The organism is Desulfoprunum sp., from assembly GCF_053613775.1.
This window is the reverse complement of record NZ_JBSHXH010000008.1, coordinates 473678-494742: the sequence shown is the minus strand read 5'-3', so window position 1 is coordinate 494742 and position 21065 is coordinate 473678. Positions and strand designations below refer to the sequence as shown.

General features: G+C 62.7%; 23 protein-coding genes and 3 pseudogenes. 14 read left to right on the top strand and 12 right to left on the bottom strand.

Features of this window, described 5'->3' with window-relative positions; all coding sequences use genetic code 11:
- Positions 1-113: 113 nt before the first annotated feature.
- The 3 genes and pseudogenes from ACWGKN_RS17050 to ACWGKN_RS17040 form a co-directional block, all read right to left on the bottom strand.
- A pseudogene (locus ACWGKN_RS17050) lies at positions 114-296 on the bottom strand (helix-turn-helix domain-containing protein); the annotation flags it as partial.
- A gap of 160 nt (positions 297-456) precedes the next feature.
- Positions 457-981, bottom strand: coding sequence for a gamma-glutamylcyclotransferase family protein (locus ACWGKN_RS17045; protein ID WP_452095677.1), 525 nt, complete (start codon positions 979-981; stop codon positions 457-459).
- Positions 978-1394, bottom strand: a pseudogene (locus tag ACWGKN_RS17040) (glucosamine 6-phosphate synthetase); the annotation flags it as partial. The pseudogene ACWGKN_RS17040 and the gene ACWGKN_RS17045, both read right to left, overlap by 4 nt.
- A 53-nt stretch (positions 1395-1447) precedes the next feature.
- On the opposite strand from ACWGKN_RS17040, the pseudogene ACWGKN_RS17035 reads away from it, so the two are divergent.
- From ACWGKN_RS17035 to ACWGKN_RS16995, 9 genes and pseudogenes are all read left to right on the top strand, one after another.
- Positions 1448-2417, top strand: a pseudogene (locus tag ACWGKN_RS17035) (ISAzo13 family transposase).
- A 137-nt stretch (positions 2418-2554) separates the two neighbouring features.
- Positions 2555-3664, top strand: a complete 1110-nt coding sequence (locus tag ACWGKN_RS17030) for a hypothetical protein (protein WP_052159799.1) — start codon at positions 2555-2557, stop codon at positions 3662-3664.
- Positions 3665-3805: 141 nt separating this feature from the next.
- On the top strand, positions 3806-4156 hold the full coding sequence (locus ACWGKN_RS17025) for a hypothetical protein (protein WP_035228141.1): 351 nt from the start codon (positions 3806-3808) through the stop codon (positions 4154-4156).
- Between the two features lie 23 nt (positions 4157-4179).
- Entirely contained in the window at positions 4180-4563 is a 384-nt protein-coding gene (locus ACWGKN_RS17020) for a hypothetical protein (protein ID WP_424252669.1), read from the top strand.
- A gap of 6 nt (positions 4564-4569) precedes the next feature.
- Complete coding sequence (pal, locus tag ACWGKN_RS17015) at positions 4570-5157, top strand: peptidoglycan-associated lipoprotein Pal (protein WP_052159800.1); 588 nt, start codon at positions 4570-4572, stop codon at positions 5155-5157.
- A 243-nt stretch (positions 5158-5400) separates the two neighbouring features.
- On the top strand, positions 5401-5676 hold the full coding sequence (locus tag ACWGKN_RS17010) for a ribbon-helix-helix domain-containing protein (RefSeq protein ID WP_035228144.1): 276 nt from the start codon (positions 5401-5403) through the stop codon (positions 5674-5676).
- Between the two features lie 12 nt (positions 5677-5688).
- A complete protein-coding gene (locus ACWGKN_RS17005; protein WP_035228146.1) occupies positions 5689-6594 on the top strand; it encodes a metal ABC transporter solute-binding protein, Zn/Mn family in 906 nt (301 codons plus the stop codon).
- Positions 6591-7352 carry a metal ABC transporter ATP-binding protein gene (locus tag ACWGKN_RS17000; protein WP_035228148.1) on the top strand — a complete coding sequence of 254 codons (762 nt, stop codon included), beginning with the start codon at positions 6591-6593 and terminating at the stop codon, positions 7350-7352. The genes ACWGKN_RS17005 and ACWGKN_RS17000 overlap by 4 nt, the downstream gene beginning before the upstream one ends.
- On the top strand, positions 7345-8190 hold the full coding sequence (locus ACWGKN_RS16995) for a metal ABC transporter permease (protein WP_035228152.1): 846 nt from the start codon (positions 7345-7347) through the stop codon (positions 8188-8190). Before ACWGKN_RS17000 ends, ACWGKN_RS16995 begins: the two co-directional genes overlap by 8 nt.
- Positions 8191-8262: 72 nt before the next feature.
- Here ACWGKN_RS16995 and ACWGKN_RS16990 read toward each other — a convergent pair whose 3' ends face one another.
- From ACWGKN_RS16990 to ACWGKN_RS16955, 8 genes are read right to left on the bottom strand one after another with little or no spacing between them, the layout of a single operon-like run.
- Complete coding sequence (locus ACWGKN_RS16990) at positions 8263-8838, bottom strand: hypothetical protein (protein ID WP_424252667.1); 576 nt, start codon at positions 8836-8838, stop codon at positions 8263-8265.
- A gap of 47 nt (positions 8839-8885) precedes the next feature.
- Positions 8886-9776, bottom strand: coding sequence for a lipoyl synthase (gene lipA / locus ACWGKN_RS16985; RefSeq protein ID WP_035228157.1), 891 nt, complete (start codon positions 9774-9776; stop codon positions 8886-8888).
- Positions 9776-10456, bottom strand: a complete 681-nt coding sequence (lipB, locus tag ACWGKN_RS16980; RefSeq protein WP_035228160.1) for a lipoyl(octanoyl) transferase LipB — start codon at positions 10454-10456, stop codon at positions 9776-9778. Before lipB ends, lipA begins: the two co-directional genes overlap by 1 nt.
- Positions 10457-10458: 2 nt before the next feature.
- A complete protein-coding gene (gene gcvPB / locus ACWGKN_RS16975; protein ID WP_035228162.1) occupies positions 10459-11916 on the bottom strand; it encodes an aminomethyl-transferring glycine dehydrogenase subunit GcvPB in 1458 nt (485 codons plus the stop codon).
- On the bottom strand, positions 11913-13247 hold the full coding sequence (gene gcvPA / locus ACWGKN_RS16970; protein ID WP_035228164.1) for an aminomethyl-transferring glycine dehydrogenase subunit GcvPA: 1335 nt from the start codon (positions 13245-13247) through the stop codon (positions 11913-11915). Before gcvPA ends, gcvPB begins: the two co-directional genes overlap by 4 nt.
- Positions 13248-13250: 3 nt before the next feature.
- The gene (gcvH, locus tag ACWGKN_RS16965) at positions 13251-13646 is read right to left on the bottom strand and encodes a glycine cleavage system protein GcvH (protein ID WP_035228165.1); all 396 of its coding nucleotides are present in this window, start codon (positions 13644-13646) and stop codon (positions 13251-13253) included.
- 22 nt (positions 13647-13668) lie between these two features.
- A complete protein-coding gene (locus ACWGKN_RS16960; RefSeq protein WP_035228167.1) occupies positions 13669-14943 on the bottom strand; it encodes an aminomethyltransferase family protein in 1275 nt (424 codons plus the stop codon).
- A 43-nt stretch (positions 14944-14986) separates the two neighbouring features.
- On the bottom strand, positions 14987-15112 hold the full coding sequence (locus ACWGKN_RS16955) for a hypothetical protein (protein WP_452095676.1): 126 nt from the start codon (positions 15110-15112) through the stop codon (positions 14987-14989).
- 175 nt (positions 15113-15287) lie between these two features.
- Here ACWGKN_RS16955 and lpdA point away from each other — a divergent pair, with 175 nt between their 5' ends.
- From lpdA to ACWGKN_RS16930, 5 genes are all read left to right on the top strand, one after another.
- Complete coding sequence (gene lpdA / locus ACWGKN_RS16950; protein WP_035228169.1) at positions 15288-16700, top strand: dihydrolipoyl dehydrogenase; 1413 nt, start codon at positions 15288-15290, stop codon at positions 16698-16700.
- 170 nt (positions 16701-16870) lie between these two features.
- Positions 16871-18139 carry a PAS domain-containing protein gene (locus ACWGKN_RS16945; protein ID WP_452095675.1) on the top strand — a complete coding sequence of 423 codons (1269 nt, stop codon included), beginning with the start codon at positions 16871-16873 and terminating at the stop codon, positions 18137-18139.
- An 85-nt stretch (positions 18140-18224) separates the two neighbouring features.
- Positions 18225-19337: a lytic transglycosylase domain-containing protein gene (locus tag ACWGKN_RS16940; protein ID WP_035228170.1), complete on the top strand. Its 1113-nt coding sequence runs from the start codon at positions 18225-18227 to the stop codon at positions 19335-19337.
- Positions 19334-19717, top strand: coding sequence for a cupin domain-containing protein (locus ACWGKN_RS16935; protein WP_052159802.1), 384 nt, complete (start codon positions 19334-19336; stop codon positions 19715-19717). The genes ACWGKN_RS16940 and ACWGKN_RS16935 overlap by 4 nt, the downstream gene beginning before the upstream one ends.
- Positions 19718-19734: 17 nt before the next feature.
- The gene (locus ACWGKN_RS16930) at positions 19735-20589 is read left to right on the top strand and encodes a pirin family protein (RefSeq protein ID WP_452095674.1); all 855 of its coding nucleotides are present in this window, start codon (positions 19735-19737) and stop codon (positions 20587-20589) included.
- A 13-nt stretch (positions 20590-20602) separates the two neighbouring features.
- Here the strand turns inward: ACWGKN_RS16930 and ACWGKN_RS16925 are convergent, their stop codons facing one another.
- Positions 20603-21046, bottom strand: a complete 444-nt coding sequence (locus ACWGKN_RS16925) for a phosphate-starvation-inducible PsiE family protein (protein ID WP_035228172.1) — start codon at positions 21044-21046, stop codon at positions 20603-20605.
- Positions 21047-21065: the final 19 nt, after the last annotated feature.

Here is a 21065-nt window from a genome sequence, read left to right as displayed (position 1 = left end):
GCCCGTTATTACTCCTTGCGCTTCTTGTCGGTTTGATTCGCGCCATCCGTGGCGCTCACCCTTCGGGCGTCCTTCGGACGTCCAAAATCGCTCCCGGCGATTTTGTCCGCAGGCTCGGCCGCGCCGCCAGCCTTGACCCACGCGTCCACTTCATCTTTCTTGAACTTCCAAAGACGACCCATGCGGTGGGCGGGCATACCATGTTTGTCGATCCACTTGTAAACGGTGTCGTTGCTGACCCCGAGGTACTTGCAAATCTCGGTTATTGATAACCAGCGGTCTTCCATCTCGTTCATTCTCTTGCTCCACGGGCGTTTTGGTTGTTTGCCACGTCCGCCAGAGGCGAAACGGGAGAGACTGGACGCACCTCTCCCAGGTTAAAAAACTTCATCGATAAACAAAGACTCTATGTGCTATGTCAAACGATCTTTACCGATTCGAGCCGATTATTTTCTATCACGTTCGATGCCAGACGCCGGTGTCATGCCGGGTGCCGTTTTCAACACGGGGCATCCAGTAGATCCAGGCAGGAATCGAAGTGCGCCCGCACAGCACCGCCACCATCACCCGCTGGTACATGCTGTGCCCGCCGGGCCGAAAGCCTTCCAGCCGGTCGATGGGTGGCAGATCCCGCTGCGGGTCGGTGAAGGTCACCAGTTCCCCATGGATCAGATCCCGGTCGCCGGTCGGTCGGCCGAAGCGTGGTGTGCCGATCTCCTGCTGCCTGCGGGCGTCGGCTAGTGGATCGGCGGTGCCTCTGGCCAGGATCAGCCCTTCCGGCACCTCGAGGGCCGGGAACCCGGCGTGGAGATGGTAGAGCCTGCCCCAGACCACGGCCGGTTCGATGCTGCGAGCCTGGGCGCAGAAACGTTGATGGTTCCAGTAGCCACGTTTCAGGGTGCCATAGACGAAGAGCCGGAGGTTGGTCTCGGGACTGTCTTCCGGGTTTGTGTTCAGCTTTACGGTGTCTCCAATGTTCATGCATTCACTCCTTCGGGCAATGTCCCTTTGCGCTCCTGGGGTATGAAGCGGAATTCGCTGTTTTCGATGGCCCGCACATCCTCGTGGCGGATGGTGAGCATGGTCATGGGCGGCACCTCCAGCTCGCGCCAGCCCTTCTCGTTGTCCACGGCAAAGTCGATAAAGGCGTCGTCCGAGGCGTAAAGCACCACCCGGTGCTGGCGGTGGATGCGCAGGCAAAGTGGCTTGTTGCCCTTGAGTACGGTGATGGTGCCGGGGTCGAGGCGTGAGGCCAGCACGGCGCTCATCTGGCCGCGACAGAGAGCGAGCGCCTTCTTCAGGCCCTCCTGGTCGATGGGGCCTTCGGGCGCGAAGCGGTCGGCCAGACGGAAAATCAGTTCGCTGTCCACTTCGGCGTAGCGCGGCAGCCTAAGTGTCTGTCCACATATAACTTGAACAAACACGGATTGACGGTTATGCTGTGGAGATGGATATTCACACAGAAACATCGGTACGCGAAAAGCTGGATTTACTTGCGCCTCTCTTTGACGAACAAACTCGTCGGCTTTGGGCTGCAGCCGAAGCCCAAGTACTGGGTCGTAGCGGAATCTCACTCGTTGCACGGGCGACAGGGCTGTCACGCACGACAATTCATCAAGGGCTAAAAGACCTTGTCGAGTTGCGCGAAACGAAAGACCAAAGAAGGCTCGGCAAATCACCCTGATCGAGACCAGCAGTTCGCCTACATCAATGAGCAGGCGGTTGTCTTTCAACAGCGAAAACAACCCGTCATTTCGGTGGATACGAAGAAGAAGGAATTGGTGGGCGAGTTCACGAACGGGGGCCAGGAATGGCAACCGAAGGGTGAACCGGAGCAGGTACAAGGGCATGATTTTCCTGATCCGAAACTGGGCAAGGCGAACCCTTACGGGGTGTACGATCAACATGCCGATGTCGGCTGGGTCAGTGTCGGCACGGATCACGACACTTCCGAATTTGCAGTGGAAAGCATCCGTCGCTGGTGGAACAAGATGGGGCGGCTGCGCTATCCGGACGCTGCCGAACTCTTGATTACCGCTGATGGTGGAGGGAGTAACGGCTATCGGGTTCGCCTGTGGAAGGTGGCACTGCAAAGATTCGCAAACGAGACCGGGTTACGCATTTCGGTCTGCCACTTCCCTCCGGGCACGAGCAAATGGAATAAGATCGAACATCGCATGTTCAGCCACATCAGCATGAACTGGCGGGGCAGACCATTGATCAGCCACGAAGTCATCGTCAATCTGATTGGTAGCACAACGACCCAAAGCGGGTTGACCATTAATGCCGAGTTGGACACCAACCTTTATCCAAAAGGCATTCGCATTAGTGATGAGGAACTGGAAACGGTCAACCTGACAAAAGCTTCGTTCCACGGCGAATGGAACTATACAATCGGCATAAAATGTTCAGGTTAATTTTTGACGGACCCTAAATCGTTTTCGGAGGATAGTCAAGAAACGCCGGGTCTATCCCCGCACGCCCCGCAGGCCCCCGGCCGGATCCTCGACGGAAAAGGGGTGGACTTGGGCGAAAGGCCGGGTATGATATCGTCATGATTCTTCACGAACCAGTACATCCCCAGTTCTTCAAGGAACGTCGGCTTCGACTCACCCTGCTGGCGGTCTTGGTTGCCGCCTTCGTCTTCGGGTTTGCCGACCTGATCTCCAACCGCAATTTCGAACGACTGCACATCTTCCTCTTCAACCTCTGCGGTGGCGGCTTTGTCGTCATGTACCACACCGAAAACACGGCCCAGCCCTCCCCGAGGGCTTACGGGTTCTTCGTCCTCAGTCTCCTCTACGCCGTTTTCGCCTTCTTCGAGATCTACCTGCCGGCGGCTATCATCTCGGTTATCCTGGCGTTCGTGGTCGAATCGATCCGGGTCCAGAAGTTCCCCTTCGTCCCGGTCGACCTCCTCTCCACCCGGACCCCGATCGTCGACAAATTCCACCACGCCTCGATCCTCTGCCTCTCCATCGCCCTGGTCATCGCCGCCTTCGTCGGGGTCAACAATGACGCCCTGCATTGGATCGCCAACAAGAACCTGACCCTCAACCTCTTCTTTCTCGGCTACTCCTTCCCCCTGTCGCTGTTGTCGATGTCGGTGATGTTCTCCTTTGTCGAAGAGGCCGCGGAGCCGTTACCGAGGATGCTGTTGAACTTTTTCTTCTGGTTCATCACCCTGGGCGTGGTATTGTTTTTCGTCTTCATCCTCAAGTCGATGGCGATCGCCAAATTCGCCATCGCTACCGCGCTCTTTGCCGTCGTCGCCCTGATGCTGGTCTTCTTTCTCCGTTACGGCCGGCCGGTGCAGCAGAAACACTTCCTCCTTTCCGGCATGGTTTTTCTGCTCTTCACCGGCATTACCGGTGTCCTCTACATCGTCCTGGCCCACTTTCCCGATCCCTTTGCCACCTGGGGCCGCTTGCTGCTGAACAGCCACAGCTACCTCGCCCTCTATGGCTGGAGTCTGAGCGGTATGCTCGTTTTGATCCGCTGGAACGATTTCCCGCTGCGGGTCAATTCGCTGTCGATCATCGGCATGCATTGGATCACGCTCGGGATCATGGCGCCGCTGGGGAAAACCAGCCTGATCGCCGCATTGATCACCATATCGTTCTATCTGTACTTCCTTTCCCTCTTCTTCCAGCGTGACCGATGATGGACGGATCAACGAACCGGAACGACGGCCGCCGGAGAGATGGTGACGGCGGTCAAATTCCGTCGGTTGCGTTTCTCGGTTGATCTTTCAAAATCCAGCGTATACCCTTTTATCAGATAAACACTTCTACAGGAGTACCCCATGCGAATCCTCTTTCATCAGATTCGGCGAGCCATCATCCCGACCGGGATCTGTGTCGCCCTCCTCGCCCTGACCGGCTGTTCCCGAACGATGTACGGCGCCGCCAATATCACCAGCGAACCCGAGGGGGCGGCGATCGTCAACCTCCGCGACAATTCCCAGATCGGCACGACTCCGGCCCGAGTCGTCTGGAAAGGCGAGGAAGGCACCGCCGAACAGGTCACCCTGCAGCTCCGAAAAAACGGCTTTATCGACAAGATATCGACGATCTGGATCAACCACCGGCATCGATCGGAGGCGGAGGCCAAGGCCAATGCCGTCGACATCACGGTTGAACTTGAACAGCAATGATCACCGCAAAGGATACCGACCGCATGCGAACGACCACCTCATTCCCCGTTCCCGTCCTTCTCGCCTGCCTGCTGCTCTCCCTGCTGCTGCTCGGGGGGTGCAGTTCCCGGGGGTACATCAACCTCAAGATCCACAGCGAACCGGAAGGGTCCTTCCTGGTATACAAGATCGACAAGCTGAAGACCGACCAGCCGTCCCCCTGGATCTATCTCGGCCAGACGCCCTTCGCCGGGGTCAGCCTGATTGCAGGGGATGAAATGGATTCCGGGGACCGGGTCAGTTTCAAGGTCATGCGCAACGGCTACCTCGACCAGGTCAAGGAATGGAGCGGCGAGCAGTTTCTCGACGAGTACGACGAACAGGGTGTGATCTTCTGGACACCGAGACTCATCAAATCCAATCAGTGAGCCGCCATGAACACCATTCTACGCACCATCTGCCTGGCCTTCTGTCTCATCCTCTCCGTCAGCGTGATCACTTCGTGCAAGAAAGGCACACATCCTCCGGCCACCAAACCGGAGGCCCAGGGCATCGGCACCGGCGGCCAGGCGAGCACGGAAATGGAGGGGCTGTCCGAGAACGACCTGCTCGACAATGCCGGCAAGGACGATTTCAGCCTGATGGGGAACCAGGACGACGAATACAAGAAGATGTACGGCCGGTCAACCAAGCCGCTGCTGCCGATCTATTTCGATTTTGACCAGTTCACCATCAGTGCCGAACAGGGGGAACGCCTCCAGAAGAACGCCAGGTACATGCTCGACCATCCCGAGGTGAAAGTGGTTGTCGAAGGCAACTGCGACGAACGGGGGACGAGCGAGTACAACCTCGCCCTGGGCGAAAGACGGGCACAGAGCGCCAGGGAGTATCTCGTGCAGCTGGGCGTCGATGCATCTCGCCTGAGGACCGAGAGCTACGGCGAGGAACGGCCGCTCTTCCCCACCAGGGGTGAGGCATCGTGGGCCGAGAACCGCCGGGATGATTTCGTCATCGAGGAATAGCTTTTCACCGCCGTGCCGGCAGGCAGAGATCCGTCTTGCTGCACCGTGTCGGAATTGGCCATGCCCTGATGCTCCAGAGTGCATCAGGGCATCTTTTTGTCGAGCCACTGCAACCAAGGCAGTGGTTTCAGACTGGAGGTGAAGCCGGGCAAATACCCGGTCCGACACGCCTCCCCGCTTGCTTTTTCTCCCCTCCTGTATTACTTGGTAATACCGAGATCATCCACTCCGAGGAGAACCGGTATGGGCAACACCAAAGAACGCACCTTTACCTTCAAGGCCGACGCCGACCTGGCCAATCGACTTGACAGTATCACCAACAAGTCCGAGTTCATCCGGCGGGCGCTCCTCGCCGCCCTCGATCGGGACTGCCCGCTGTGCCAGGGTACCGGGATCCTCAACGATCAACAGCGCCGGCACTGGGAACATTTTCTCACTATGCATACCCTGGAGCGATGCCACGAGTGTCATGCCGTGCATTTCGTCTGCAATGACGGTCATCGAAACGATCTGCAGTAGACAGGAGACGGCATGACAACACCGCAGCTGCGAACCGGATTTCTGGTCCTGGCCTTCCTGCTCGCCCTGACCTCGACGGCGATGACGGCCCCGCTTCAGGTCTCCGTCTCGATCCCGCCCCAGAAATGGTTGAGCGACCAGATCGGCGGCGACCATGTGATCACGACTGTCCTGGTCGCCAGGGGCCAGGATCCCCACACCTTCGAACCGACGCCGAGGCAGATTGCAGCCATCTCCCGCTCGAAGATCTATTTCACCATCGGCATGGAGTTCGAGCAGCAGATCACCCGGAGACTCGATGCCGCCGTCGCCGGCCTGACGCTGATCGATACGACGACCTCGATCGGCAGGATCACGATCGGTGAACATGGGCCGGATAGCGAGGCCGACCATGGCGACCGCCATTACGATGGGGTCGACCCCCATGTCTGGCTGTCGCCCCCAAACCTGAGCCGGATGGCGGAGATCATGGCCAAGGCGATGAGCGACGCCGATCCCGACCATGCCGCCATCTACCGGGAGAACCTGAAGCAGACCGTCGCCACGCTGCAGCAGCTCCATCACGAGCTTTCTCTGGAACTGGCGCCGTTCAGAGGCACCTCGTTCTATGTCTTTCACCCCTCCTTCGGCTATTTCGCCAAGGAATACGGGCTGCGCCAGGCAGCAGTGGAAGTATCCGGCAAATCACCGACCCCGAAGCAGCTGTCGGCCCTGATCGCCAGGGCCAGGCAGGACCGGGTGCGGATCATCTTCGTCCAGCCGCAGTTCGACAGCAGGAGCGCCGCCGCCGTGGCTCGAGCCATCGACGGGGTGGTCGAACCGCTCGACCCCCTCGCCGAGGATGTCGCCGCCAACCTCCGGACCATGGCGGCCCGGATCGCAACCGCACTCAGCCATGACAGCCAGGCCCGGCCATGAACGACGAGACCGCCGCCATCGAGATCCGGGACCTGTCCTTCGGCTACGACGATATCCAGATCCTCTGCAACGTCCGCCTCGATATCTGGCGGGGAGACTCGATCTGCATCGTCGGCCCCAACGGCGGCGGCAAGACCACGCTGATCAAGCTGATCCTCGGTCTCCTCTCCCCGGATCGCGGCACCATCCGCGTCTTCGGCCAGCGTCCGGAGGCAGCGCGCCAGCGCATCGGCTATGTGCCGCAGTACGCCAAGTATGACCCGCAGTTTCCGATCTCGGTGCTGGACGTGGTGCTGATGGGAAGGCTGGGGGGAACCCTGCGCAACAGCTACTCGCCGCAGGACCGTGACCGGGCCATGGCCGCCCTCGGTCAGACCGGGCTCACCGATCTGGCGGTGCGGCCCTTCGCCTCGATCTCCGGCGGCCAACGGCAGCGGACCCTCATCGCCCGGGCCCTGGCCTCCGGCGGCGATATCCTGATCCTCGACGAACCGACCGCCAACATCGACCATGAATCGGAACTCCAGTTCCTCGACCTGCTCAGGGGGCTCAACGAGCGGATGACCATCCTGATGGTGACCCACGAGGTCGGTTTCGCCTCGAGTTTCTTCAAGCGCATCGCCTGCGTCAACCGCCAGGTGGTGGTCCACCCCACCAGCCAATTGACCGGCAAACTGATCCAGGAGATGTACGGCGGCGATCTCCAGATGATCAGGCACGACCACCGCTGCAGCGAGGAGGGCCACCGCCATGACTGAGTTTCTGGCGGCTCTGGCCGACCCCAGCCTTCCCTTCTTCCGCTACGCCGTGCTCACCGGGATCTTCGCCTCGATCCCCTTCGGCGTGATCGGCACCTACGTCGTGGTCCGCCGGATCAGCTACATCGCCGGCGCCATCTCCCACTGCATCCTCGGCGGGGTCGGGGCCGGGCTCTACCTCCAGAACGCCCTCGGCGTCAGTTGGTTCGGCCCGCTGCACGGGGCCGTCGTCGTCGCCCTCATGGCCTCCCTGATCCTGGCGATGGTCAGCATGCACGCCAAGCAGCGTGAGGACAGCGTCATCGGCGCCCTGTGGTCGGTCGGCATGGCCGCCGGCCTGCTGTTCATCGCCAAGACCCCGGGCTACAGCGACCCGATGAGCTACCTTTTCGGCAATATCCTGCTCATCACCCGGACCGATTTTTTCTTCGTTCTCGCCCTCGACGTCCTGGTTCTCGGCATCATCGGCTTCTTCTACAACACCTTTCTCGCCATCTGCTTCGACGAGGAATACGCCCAGCTGCGCGGCATCCGGACCCATTGGCTGTACCTGCTGCTGCTCTGCCTGGTGGCGATGACCATCGTCCTGCTGGTCCGGGTCGTCGGCATCGTCATGGTCATCGCCCTGCTGACCCTGCCGGCGGCCATCGCCGGCAATTTCGCCCGCAATATCCTGCAGATGATGGTGCTGGCAACCCTGCTCTGCAGCATCTTCATCGTTGTTGGACTGGGGGCCAGCTACAGCCTCGACCTGCCGAGCGGGCCGGTGATCATCCTCCTGGCTGCGGCGGCCTACCTCCTCGCCCTCCTCGGGCTGAAGGTGACGGGAAAAAAATAAAGGGTGAAGCGGATCAGTCAGCTGAGCCCGGCTGAAAGCGGTACCGCTTCCGGAACAATGTTCGGCTTTTCTCTATTTCGGCAGACGGGGCAATGCCGTATCGATTATTCTGCGGCTGATCTCAAGTGTCCCCTGCTTGCCCGGACCGGCCGACAGCAGCAACATGTAACGATCGGTAAACACGGTCAACTGCCTGACATCCTCGTTCCAGCAAGCCTTCCCGCCGATACCCTGAACTTCGGTCATCTCCAGGCCGGCACTCTCTTTCAGGCCTGTGACATACCTTTCATATGCATCTGCCGCACCAGCATCACCATGGGATCTCACCAACAGGGAGACGGAAACCATCGCCTCTTTTACGGCCCCGTCAGTTCCCTCGGCACTGACGTAGGTACATATTGCCGATTCTCCATTTATTTTTTCCTCGGGAATCTGCAACGACCGACCGAAGATCGTCTCCATCTCGGCCTGGGTAACCAGCCCACAGGCCCTGATCCTCCCTCCTTCCGCCGCCTGTTCACCATTCCCGGAACATCCGGTCAGCACCAGAGAAAAGAAGCAGCACAGGGCAATCATCAGGGTCACAAGCAGCCATGGATGTTCAGGCAATTGTCGATATGCACAGTTATCCCGGGTGGTTGATTCCATATCGTTCACCAGTGGTTGAGTTGTGGCTTTCTGATTCGCCTTTCCCCTCAAAAAAGCGCCAGGACTCGCCGGTAGAGCGCTTCAGCCTGATACGAACTGCGAACGAAGGGGCCGGCGGCGACGCCGACGAAGCCGCAGGCCAGGGCCTCGTCCTGCAGCATGGCGAATTCTTCCGGCGGCAGGAAGCGGGTGACCGGCAGATTGGCGGGCGACGGCTGGAGATACTGGCCCATGGTGAGGATGTCGCAGCCGGCCCGGATCAGATCGCGCCAGACCTGGCGCAGTTCCACCCCCGTTTCTCCCAGGCCGAGCATCAGCCCGGATTTGCAGATCATCCGCGGCCTCGAACGCTGCACCGCCGCCAGCACCTCGAGCGAACGGGCGTAGCGGGCCTGGGGCCGGACCAGGGGATAGAGGCGGGGCACCGTCTCGACGTTGTGGTTCAGCACCTGGGGGCCGGCCGCGAGGATGGTCTCGAGGGCCCGCCGGTCTCCCTGCAGATCCGGGATCAGCACCTCGACCAGGGTTGTCGGCCGCCTCCGCCTGATCGCCCCGATGGTGGCGGCAAAGACTGAGGCCCCGCCATCGGGAAGATCGTCCCTGGTCACCGAGGTGATCACCGCATAGCGGAGGTCGAGCAGCGCCACCGCCTCGGCCACCCGCTCCGGTTCATCCGGATCGAGCGGTCCCGGCGGTTCGTGGCGGACGGCGCAGAACCGACAGCTGCGGCTGCAGCGATCGCCCAGGATCATGAAGGTGGCGGTGCCCCTGGCGTAGCACTCGAACTGGTTCGGACAGTGGGCCTCCTGGCAGACGGTATGGAGATCCCGGGTGCGCAGCAGCTGCCGGACCTGTTCGTATTCCGGCCCGGAGGGCAGCCTCCGCCTCAGCCACAACGGTTTCCCGCCCCCGGACCTGTCCTGGCTGCAGGGACTCATCAATCCGCCTCCCGCCAGGGCAGTCGGTCGCAATCGATCGATTCGACCGGCTGGCCGAACAGGTCCTGCAGATGTTGCGGCAGAGTCCTCGTCACGGCGGCGATGGCAATATCCCTGCCGCACTCCCTGGCCAGCGAGGTCATCCGCACCCCGCTCAGGCCGCAGGGATTGATCCAGGTAAAAGGCACGAGGGAAGGATCGACGTTGAGCGCCAGACCGTGGTAGGCGACACCGTGGCGGACGGCGATGCCGACGCTGCCGAGCTTGGCGCCGCCGCACCAGATCCCGCGCCCACGGCCGTCGCGCCGGGCGGTGACGCCGCAATCGGCGGCCAGGCGCAGCATCAACTCCTCAAGCATGGAAACATGTTCGGTCACCGACCGGCGCAGCCGCCGGAGATCGAGCACCGGATAGATGACCAGCTGGCCCGGACCATGGTAGGTGATGTCGCCGCCCCGCTCGATATGGATCACTTCGATCCCGCGCTCAGCGAGAAAGACCTCGGAGACCAGCAGGTGGTCACGGCGGCCGCGCCGGCCGAGGGTGAACACCGCCGGGTGCTCGGTCACCAGTACGGTATCGCCCCGCTGTCCCGCCAGCAGGTCGCCGACCAGGCGCAGCTGCAGGTCGCGGACAGTCCGATAGTCGATCAGACCCAGGCGGCAGAGCCGGATCGCCATTGCTAGCCGCGGAGGCAGGGATGGCGGGCGGCCCGGGTCTCGTCGAGCCGCCGGAGCTTGGTGCGAACCGGGGCCTGGCGCAGCAGCTCGGGGTTGTCCCGAGCCTCCTGGACCACGGCCTTCAGCGCCGCGACGAACTGGTCGAGATCATCCCGGCATTCGGTCTCGGTGGGCTCGATCATGATCGCCCCGGGCACCACCAGCGGGAAATAGATCGTCGGCGGATGATAGCCGTAATCGATCAGGCGTTTGGCGATATCGAGGGTCGTGACCCCGTCGCCGTGCTGCAGCAGATCGGAGAAGACGCACTCGTGCAGGCTCGGCTGGTCGTAGGGCAGATGCAGCGTCCCCTTGAGCCGCGCCTTGAGATAATTGGCGTTCAGCACCGCCAGCCGGCTGGCCTGGCGCAGATCCTCCGGCCCCATGCTGCGGATATAGCTCCAGGCCCGCACCAGGACGCTGAAATTGCCGTGGAAGGCATGGAGCCGGCCGATCGACTCCGGTCCGCCGGCGGCCAGACGGTAGCCGCCCTCGTCTTTGACCACCCGCGGCGCCGGCAGAAACGATTCCAGGGCCTTGACCACGCAGACCGGACCGGCCCCCGGCCCGCCGCCGCCATGGGGGGTCGAGAAGGTCTTGTGGAGGTTGAGGTGCATCACGTCGATGCCGCATTTCCGCGCATCGGCGATGCCCATGATGGCGTTCATGTTGGCGCCGTCGCCGTAGACCAGACCGCCGCCGGCGTGGACGACAGCGGCGATGGCACCGATGTTGCTCTCGAAGATGCCGAGGGTGTTGGGGTTGGTGAGCATGATGCCGGCGGTCTCGCCGTCCATCGCCGCCGCCACCGTCTCGACCGCCAGGCGGCCGTCGGCGCCGGACTTGAGCGGCACCGGGGTGAAGCCGCAGAGGGCGGCACTGGCCGGATTGGTGCCATGGGCGGTATCCGGGATCAGGATCCTGGTCCGGCGCTCACCGCGGCTTTGAAACCAGGCGGCGAAGATCAGCATCCCCGCCAGCTCCCCCTGGGCCCCGGCCGACGGCTGGAGCGAGACGGCGTCGAGGCCGGTGATCGCCGCCAGGAATTCCTGGAGCTCGAACATGATCCGCAGCACCCCCTGGCAACAGGCATCCTCGAGCATCGGGTGGACGCAGGCGATCTCCGGGGTAGCCGCCAGTCGGTCGTTGAGCTTGGGGTTGTACTTCATCGTGCAGGAACCGAGAGGATACATGCCGGAATCGACGCCGAAGTTCCACTGCGACAGCCGGGTGTAATGGCGCACCACGTCGATCTCGCTGAGGTCGGGGAAATCGGGCCCCTCACCGCAGAGATCGGCATCGACCGGCGCGCTCGGCACCTCGGCCGCCACCATGCTCATCCCCCGCCGCCCCTTGCTGCCCTTTTCCCACAGCAGGGGTTCATTGAGTATCAGGCCGCTGGCCCCGACGATCCCGTTCATGGCCGCACCTCGCTGATGACCGTGTCCAGATCCTTTTTCGTCGCCTTCTCGGTGACACAGAACAGCCAGCAGCCGGCAAGCTGCGGATAGGAGCCGCCGAGATCGATTCCGGCGACGATCCCCCGCTCCTGCAGCCGTCGCCGCACCGCGGCGAAATCGCCGCCGAAACGGAGGACGAACTCATTGAAGGTCGGACCGCTGAACACCAGTTCGGCCCCGGCCCCGACCAGTCCGGCCTTGAGATATTCGCTCAGGTCGTAGTTGAGCCGGGCCAGCTGCCGCAGGCCGCTGCCGCCGAGCGAGGCCATGTAGATCGCGGTGGTCAGGGCGCATAGCCCCTGGTTCGAGCAGATGTTCGAGGTCGCCTTCTCCCGGCGGATATGCTGCTCGCGGGTCGACAGGGTGAGGACGAAACCGCGCCGGCCCTCGAGATCGACGGTCTCGCCGACCAGCCGCCCCGGCAGGCTGCGGACAAACTCGCCGCGGCAGGCGAACATGCCGAGCGCCGCCCCGCCGAAGGACACCGGCAGGCCGAGGCTCTGGCCCTCGCCGCAGGCGATATCGGCCCCGCCCTGGCCGGGGTTGCGGTACAGCCCGTAGGCCAGCGGTTCGGTGAAGGCGGCGACCAAGAGCGCCCCGGCATCATGGACGGGCTCGGCGACCCGCTTCAGATCCTCGACCACACCGAAGAAGTTGGGGGACTGGAGCGCCACCGCCGCCAGTCCGTCGACGCCCTGCAGGAGGGAGAGGTCGGTGCGGCCGTCGGCGCCGCATGGCAGGTCGATGATCTCGTAGCCGGTCGGCCGCAGGTAGGATTTGACCACCTCGCGATAGTGGGGGTGAACGGCGGTCGACACCGCCACCCGGCGGCTGCGCTTGACGATCCTGAGTCCCATCAGCAGTCCTTCGGCCAGGGCCGAGGCGCCGTCATAGAGGGAGGCGTTGGCGACGTCGAGGCCGAGCAATCTGGCGGTCAGGGTCTGGTACTCGAAGATGCCCTGCAGGGTGCCCTGGGCCATTTCCGGTTGATAGGGGGTGTAGGAGGTGAGGAATTCCGAGCGGCCGGCCAGGGATCGCACGATTTCCGGAATATAGTGATGGTACCTGCCGGCCCCGACCAGCATGCAGTGGTCCGGACCGACCGTCATCGTCGCGGCGATGTCGCCCATCAGGTCGCCCAGCTGCCACTCGGTCATCGCCGCCGGGACTCCAATCGCTCCGTCGCAGCGGCAGCCGGCCGGAATCGAGGTGAACAGCTCGTCCAGGTCGGGACGACCGATCACCGCCAGCATTTCCCGGATCTCTTCCGGGGTATGGGGCAGATAGCGCATGGCTCAGCCCCTCAGCATCTCGAGATAGTCCTCGGCCGACATCAGCTCGTCGTACTCGCCGACATCGGTCACCCGGATCTCGACGATCCAGGCGCCGTACGGGTCCTGGTTGATCAGTTCCGGCGTATCGACCAGGGCCTCGTTGACCGCCACCACTTCCCCCCCCACCGGCATGTAGATTTCCGACACGGCCTTGACCGACTCCAGGGTGCCGAACTCGTCGCCCTTCTCGAAGATGTCGCCGATCTCCGGCATCTCGACATAGACAATATCCCCCAGCTGATCCTGGGCGTAGTCGCTGACCCCGATCCGCACCGTCTCGCCATCGACGGCTGCCCATTCGTGGTCTTCGGTGTAACGCACAGTCTCCGGAAAATCGAGTTCGCTCAGGTCCTTCATCGTCTCCGTCCTCCCATCGGTTTTACAGCATTGACGTTATGGGGTGCCGCGCCGACCGGTGAGGCCGGATATCCGTGCGGATCTCGACCCTGATCTGGCGCCGGCCGTCGGTGATACTGACCGTGGCTCCGGCAGCCAATGGCCGGTTGACCTTGATGAAACCGCAACTGAGACCGCGCGGCCGGAAGTCGGCCGGCCGGCCCTCGGCGGGTGGAGTCGCCACGCTGACGATCACCTCGCCGACCCGGTCGATCGCCATGTCGGTGGCGCAGGTCAGCACCTGGCCTATTGTATCACCTTGCCGATCGGTTACAAAGGTGTCTTTTCCGACCGTGATCTTTCGCGGATCGAAGCCGGCAAAGGGCAGGGTGTAGGCATCGCCCGGGTCGTCGCGCAGGGCCGAAGCACCGATGAACTCCTTGGTGAAGGCGGTCCCGCCGCCGTCCCACGGCAGGGTGAACAGCCAGGGATTGTTGACGAAGGGCCACGGGCCGATGTCCTGATGGGACAGGGGCAACACCGCGCCGGTGCGCAGCGAGTCGCGGGCGGCCAGACCGCAGGGCAGCAGGCCGAACTCCTCGCCGGCGGCCAGCACCGTCTGCCACAGCGGCACGATCCGGTCGGCGGCGACGAACAGCTCGAAGCCGAACTCGCCGGTGTAGCCGGTCCGCGACAGCAGCAGCGGCGTGCCGTCGTTCAGTCGTACCGGCACCGGGGTCTGCAGCTCGCCAAAGCCGCCCTTGCAGGAAAAATAGACCATGTCGGCCAGGACCGGACCGGGGTCGTGAAGCACTTTGGCGAGGATCCTGGCGGCCAGCGGCCCCTGGATGTCCATCTTGCCGAGTTGGTCGCCGCAGTCGCTGATCCTGACCCCGGAACCGCCCTGACTCTCGAGATGACCGGCCACCACCGGTCCCATCCCGGCGTTGACCACCACCATCCAGGCCGTCTCGGCCAGCCGGTAGACGATGGCGTCATCGATGACCGCGCCGGCGGCGGCGAGGAAGACCCCGTAGACGCAGCGGCCGATCGCCAGCGGCCCTTTATCCCGGCCCTGGCAGCGGTCCAGATCCTTGGTGAAGCAGCGCTGGAGCAGGTCCCTCGCCCCGTCCCCGTCCAGACCGATCACCGCCATGTGGCTGGTATCGAAGATCCCGGCCGCCTCGATGACCGCCAGGTGCTCGGCCCTGGCTCCGGCGGGATACCACAGCGGCATGTCGTACGAACCGAAACGGGCCATGTTCGCCCCTTGCCCGAGATGCCATTGATGCAGCGGCGTCATTCGCAGTTGATCCATCGTCTCACCTCGCCTGTTGTCTTCGGCGGCGACCGCGGACCGCTCAGCGGGTCAGCGGCACCTTGAGATTGACACTCCCGTTGACGACAAAGGTCCCGACCGCGGCAACGCCGTCGATCGCCGCCGCCTGCTGGTCCGGGACCGCCTCGGCGACCTTCTTGAACGGCATCCGGCCATCCTTGATGGTGATTGAGGCTTCGTCCAGGTTGAAACGGCTCTTGCATTTAATAAAAAAGCTACGCTATACTGGATATGTTGTCAATGTCACAACTAAAAATAGACAATATCATCATTTTGGGTGATATTTTATTACGGATTCCGCAACGATCGGGAGGAGACCGCCCATGCAGATCGCCATCCTCGGCGCCGGAACGGGCGGTTATGTCGCCGCCATCCGCGCCGCCCAGTCGGGCGCCAGCGTCACCCTGGTTGAAAAAGGCCCCATCGGCGGCACCTGTCTGAACTGGGGCTGCATTCCCTCGAAGATCTTCAAGCAGACTGCCGACACCCTCGGGGCAATCCGCACCGCCGGAGAATTCGCCATCGCCGCCGGTACCGCCGCCCGCTGCGACATGCCGGCCCTGGTCGCCAGAAAGGAGCGGATCATCGACATCCAGGCCGGCGGCATCCGCAACCTGCTGCAAAAGCATGGGGTCCGGGTCGTTACCGGTACCGGCCGGATCAGCGCCATGCACGAGCTGGCGGTTGCCGCCGCCACCGGAGAAGAGCTCGAGATCGCCTGGGACCGGCTGATCGTCGCGACCGGCAGCCGTCCAGCCCCGATTGCCGCCTTCCCCTTCGACTCGCGCCGGATCCTGTCGAGCGATGACATCTTTTCCCTCCAGTCCATCCCCGAGTCGCTGGCCATCGTCGGCGGCGGCGTCATCGGCTGCGAGCTGGCCTGCATCTTCGCCGGCCTCGGCAGCCGGGTGACCCTGATCGAGGCGATGGACCGGATCCTGCCCCTGCCGTCAGTGGACGAGGACTGCGGCAAACTGCTGCTGCGGGAGATGAAAAAACAGAAGATCCGGGTGCTGCCCGGCGCCACCGTCCTGTCGGCAACTCCGGTCGGCGAGCGGATCGAACTGCGCGTCGGCCCGGCCGGCGCCGACTCTTCCGCCAGGCTGCAGCCGGAATCCTGCGACAAGGTGCTGGTCAGCATCGGCCGGATACCCAACAGCGCCGGTATCGGTTTGGAGAGGATCGGGGTCGACTGCGATGCCCGGGGCTGGGTGGTCGCCGATGCGCAGCTGCGGACCAGCAACCCCGAGGTCTACGCTATCGGCGATATCCTCGGCCCGGCCCGGATCATGCTTGCCCATGTCGCCTCGACGGAAGGCGAGATCGCCGCCGCCAACTGTCTCGGCGCCGACCGGGAAATGGCATACGATATCGTTCCCGGCGCCATCTTCACCATGCCCGAGATCGCCACCGTCGGCCTGACCGAGACCGAGGCCGCCGCCCGCGGCTGCCGGTTCCGGGCCGACACCGTCCACTTCCGCACCCTCGGCAAGGCCCATGTCATCGGTGAGATCGCCGGGTTCGCCAAGATCGTCACCGACCAGCCCAGCGGCCGGATCCTCGGCGTCCAGATCACCGGTCCCCACGCCACCGACCTGATCGCCGAGGCCGTGCTGGCGATGCGCAGCGGCACCACGGTCCGGCAGCTGGCCGAAACCATCCACGCCCACCCGACCCTGGCCGAGATCATGCTGGAGACCGCCTTCAAGGCGGTGGACCGCCCCCTGCACGGCTGACGGACGACGAACGGCAACGATATCACCGGGAGATTGCGTCCAATACCAGTTGATAAAACCACCCGAAACAGGCACAATACAAAAATCCATCGCGGCCGGTTCGCCTCCGGCGGCCGATCGCGGCGGAAAATTTTCCATCACCGCCCTCCCTAGGATCAGGAGATTGAATATTGCATCTGGATATTCACACCATCATCGATCTCCTGTTCATCGGCAATTTCATCTCCGCCGCGGTCCTCATCGCCTATCAAAGCTCTCGAAGGCTGCAGACACCGTACCTCCAGTTCCTGGCCGGGAAAATCCTGCAGACCCTGGCCTGGCTGCTGCTCGGACTTCGCGGCGAGGTCAGCGACCTGCTGTCGGTGCATCTCGGCAACAGCCTGCTCCTTACCGCCTTCTCCCTCGAGGCGCTGGCCCTGGCCACCGTCAAGAAACCGAACCGTGACTGCACCATCCTCTTTCCCATCCTCGGGGCGTGCAGCATTGCCGCATTCCTGTTGTTCGCCGGACATCCCGGATCCGTGCGCATCGTCGTGGCCTCTTCGGCGACGATGCTGATCTATGGCGCGATGAACCTGTTCATCCTCCGCGACACAACGGGGTCGGTCTTGCACAAGACCATCGGCGCCAGCTATCTCCTGTTCAACTTCATCCTGTTTTTCCGAGCCGGATTTGCCTTCATCTTTCCTGATATGATTCTGATGAGCAATATGCCGATCCAGGAAATGACGTTTCTGCCGCTCTACCTCCTGATGCTGGTCGGCGGCATCGGCTTCATCCTGCTGCTGAAAGAACAGAACGATCTGCTCCTGCAGGAGAGTGAGGAAAAATACCGTACCCTGGTCGAAGGGGCGCATGAGGCCATCGCCATCATCCAGGATCAGCTGATCGTCTTCGCCAATCAGAAATCGGCCGATCTGGTCGGGATGCCCCTCACCGATCTGATCGGCAGACCATTTGTTGATTTCATCTGGCCCGACGATCTGAAAACGGTCATGGAAAACTATGAAAAACGCATGCGAGGGGGTAAGATTGCCGACAGATACGACATGAGAATAATCGGTCCGGATGACACACCGCTGTGGCTGGCGGTCTCGGCGAAATGGATCCAGTGGCAGAGCAGGCCGGCCTCACTCGATCTGATGACCGACATCACCAGACGCAAGCAGCTGGAGGAAGAACGCGAACGAATCATCGGTGATTTGCAGCGGGCGCTGTCGGAGGTCAAGACCCTGAGCGGTCTTCTCCCCATCTGCGCCTCGTGCAAGAAGATCCGTGACGACCAGGGATACTGGAACCAGATCGAAATCTATATCAAAAACCACTCGCAGGCGACCTTCACCCATGGCATCTGCCCTGAGTGCATGAAGAAGCTGTACCCGGAAGTCTATGAAAAAATGCTGCGGACGGAGGATGCCGAAGATCGCCAGGTGGCTTGATCGCTTCTTTCGATGACTCCGCCGATACCAGGCCGATGAAACCTCGCCTTTCCATCAACCAGCCGGTTCCCTGAAACCCGAGAATATGCCCAGGCCCGCATCACAACAACCTGCAGCGAACCTACCGCAGACTGCGCGAAAAAAAACACCGCGGAGTGCCGCCGCCCCAAGGAAAAAAGGCAGGAAAGGGACGCGGGGCAAAAAGAAACCGGCCATCTCCCTGCGCCGTAATGCCCTGCTGTTGAGCATCGAGATCAGCGGCCTGGCGATCGCCGGGATTGCGGCCATCATCGCTCTGCTCGGCTATTCGGCCAACCGTTTTGCCGGTACCCGGATCTTTTCCAGCCTTCTCCCCTTTGCCGGCGGCATCTTCGGCTTCATCGTCCTCACCGCCATCCTGCTCATTGGCTGGCGACGGCTGCGCCCCCGGCTGCAGGGCTGGTCGCCCCATCTCCCCGCCGCCATCGCCTTCGGCCTGGCATTCGCGGCCGGTCTGCTGACAATGCAGGACCATTTTCACCAGGCCTTCGGTTACTACCGGACCCTGGTCGGCGGCAAGGAAGAGGCTGGTCGTGTCACCCTCGCCCATCAGGTCTTTGCCGCTTACCGCCGCCTGGAGACGCCGGCCCTGGAGAAACTGATCGACCGCGCCCAGCCCTACCACCCGGCCATCGAGGAGGCGGCCAGGACCTACGCCATCGATGTCGATCTGCTGCAGGGCCTCGCCGCCACCGAATCCTCGTATCTACCGCGGCAGAGCCATGACGGCGGCCAGGGACTGTTCCAGATCACCCAGATTCCGGCCGCGGCCAGAGAAAAGGTCGACCGGCTGTTCGCCCCGGAGCTGCGGGTCCTGGACAATCCGCGCTACAACGCCCACCTCGGCGCGGCCACCCTCAGACATTATCTCACCGAGATGAAGGATGACCTGTTCCTCGGCCTGCTCGCCTATAACATCGGCCCGGCCAACGGCGGCCTGCGCTTCATCATGGAACAGTACGGGGCGACCGACTTCGTCACCATCCAGCCTTACCTGCAGCGGCTCCCGCGTGACTATCCGATCCGGGTCCTGTCCTACTCCCTCGCCTTCCGCATCCAGCAGCGGGAGGGCCGGCTCCTCGCCTATGAAGAAGGCGGCAACGCCATCCGCATCCAGGGCATCGGCATCCCCGGCATAGGTCGGGGATTGTCGCAATGAACGCCGTGATCAGGCATATCCGGCCGCAATCGGAATGCTTTATCGCCGAAGGCTGCCATATCATCGAACTGCTGCAGGCTGACGACGACCCGCAGCTGTCGATCGCCCGCGCCCGGGTCGAACCGGGCCGGACCACCCGCTGGCACCGGCTGCGGGGTACGGTCGAACGCTATGTCATCCTTGCGGGCGAAGCCCTGGTCGAAATCGGCGGCCTGCCGCCCCGACAGGTCCGCCCCGGCGATGTGATCCTGATCCCACCCGCCCGCCGCCAGCGGATCACCAACAGCGGCACGGGCGACCTGCTCTTTCTCGCCATCTGCACCCCGCCTTTTCAGCCTGAAAACTACGAGGATATCGAACGACTCATTGGACCGGAATGAAACCCGAGGAGAAAGCCATGACCATTCGCACCCTGCAGCAGATTTCTCAGAGCATCCCCACCCTGGAAGGGGCCGGCGTCCATCTCCGCCGCGCCTTCGGCTTCGGCGGCACCGCGCTGTTCGATCCCTTCCTGCTGTTCGACGACTTCCGCTCGGACCATCCCGACCAGTATCTCAAGGGCTTCCCCTGGCACCCGCATCGGGGCATCGAGACCATCACCTATGTCCTGGCGGGCGATGTCGAGCATGGCGACAGCCTCGGCAACCGGGGCATGATCTCCTCCGGCGATGTGCAGTGGATGACGGCGGGCAGCGGCATCATCCATCAGGAGATGCCGAAAGGCGATGCCGCCGGCAGTATGCACGGCTTCCAGCTGTGGTGCAACCTGCCGGCGGCCGAAAAGATGTGCGCGCCCCGCTACCGCGATGTGACGGCGGCAACGATCCCGACCGTAACGACCGCCGCCGGTGCGACCATCAAGGTCATCTGCGGCATGGTCGACGGCACCAGGGGCCCGGTCGAGGACATCACCATCGACCCGCAGTACCTCGACATCACGGTCCCGGCTGAATCCGGCCTCGAGCACCCGACCCGACCGGGCGACACGGTGGTCGCCTATGTCATCGGGGGGGAGGCCTCCTTTGCACCGGAAGAGCCGAACCGGCAGGGGAACCGCAGCATTCTCGTCTTCTCCGACGGCGACCGGATCGCTGTCCGCACCGCCGCCCAGCCGGTACGATTCCTGCTGATCTCCGGCCGCCCGCTGCGTGAACTCATCGCCTGGCGCGGCCCTATCGTGATGAATACCGAAGAGGAACTACAGACCGCCTTCCGCGAGTATCACGACGGCACCTTCCTCAAGCATCGCTGAACAGGCGCGGGAATCAGCCCCAGGGCCTCCGTTCCTCCTTCGGGCTGAAGATCACCGCCATCGTCCGGACCAGCCCGAGCGCGAAGAGGAGGATGGCGAAGCCGATCAGGGTCTCCGCCGCCATCGACGCATGGGAGTAGAGCATGACGATCAGCTCCCGGATGATGAAGATGATCGCCGGATCGATCATGCTGTGGAGCCGGATCCGCTTGACCTTCAGGTACTCGATGAAACTGCGGAAAAGCTCGATCATCACCAGAAAGGTGAGGATGTCGCTGACCGTGCGGGACATGTCGATCGTCCGGAAATAGTCCTCGAACAGCAGGTTGAGCGGATACAGGACCTTCAGCAGTCCGGCAATCAGCAGAAAGATGATGTAGATGATCAGAACGTTGATGATGGCGTCGACCGCCCGGTCGAACACCTCCAGCATCGAGGCCTTTCTCTCCATGACCATTTTTCCCTCCTCCGTTGTT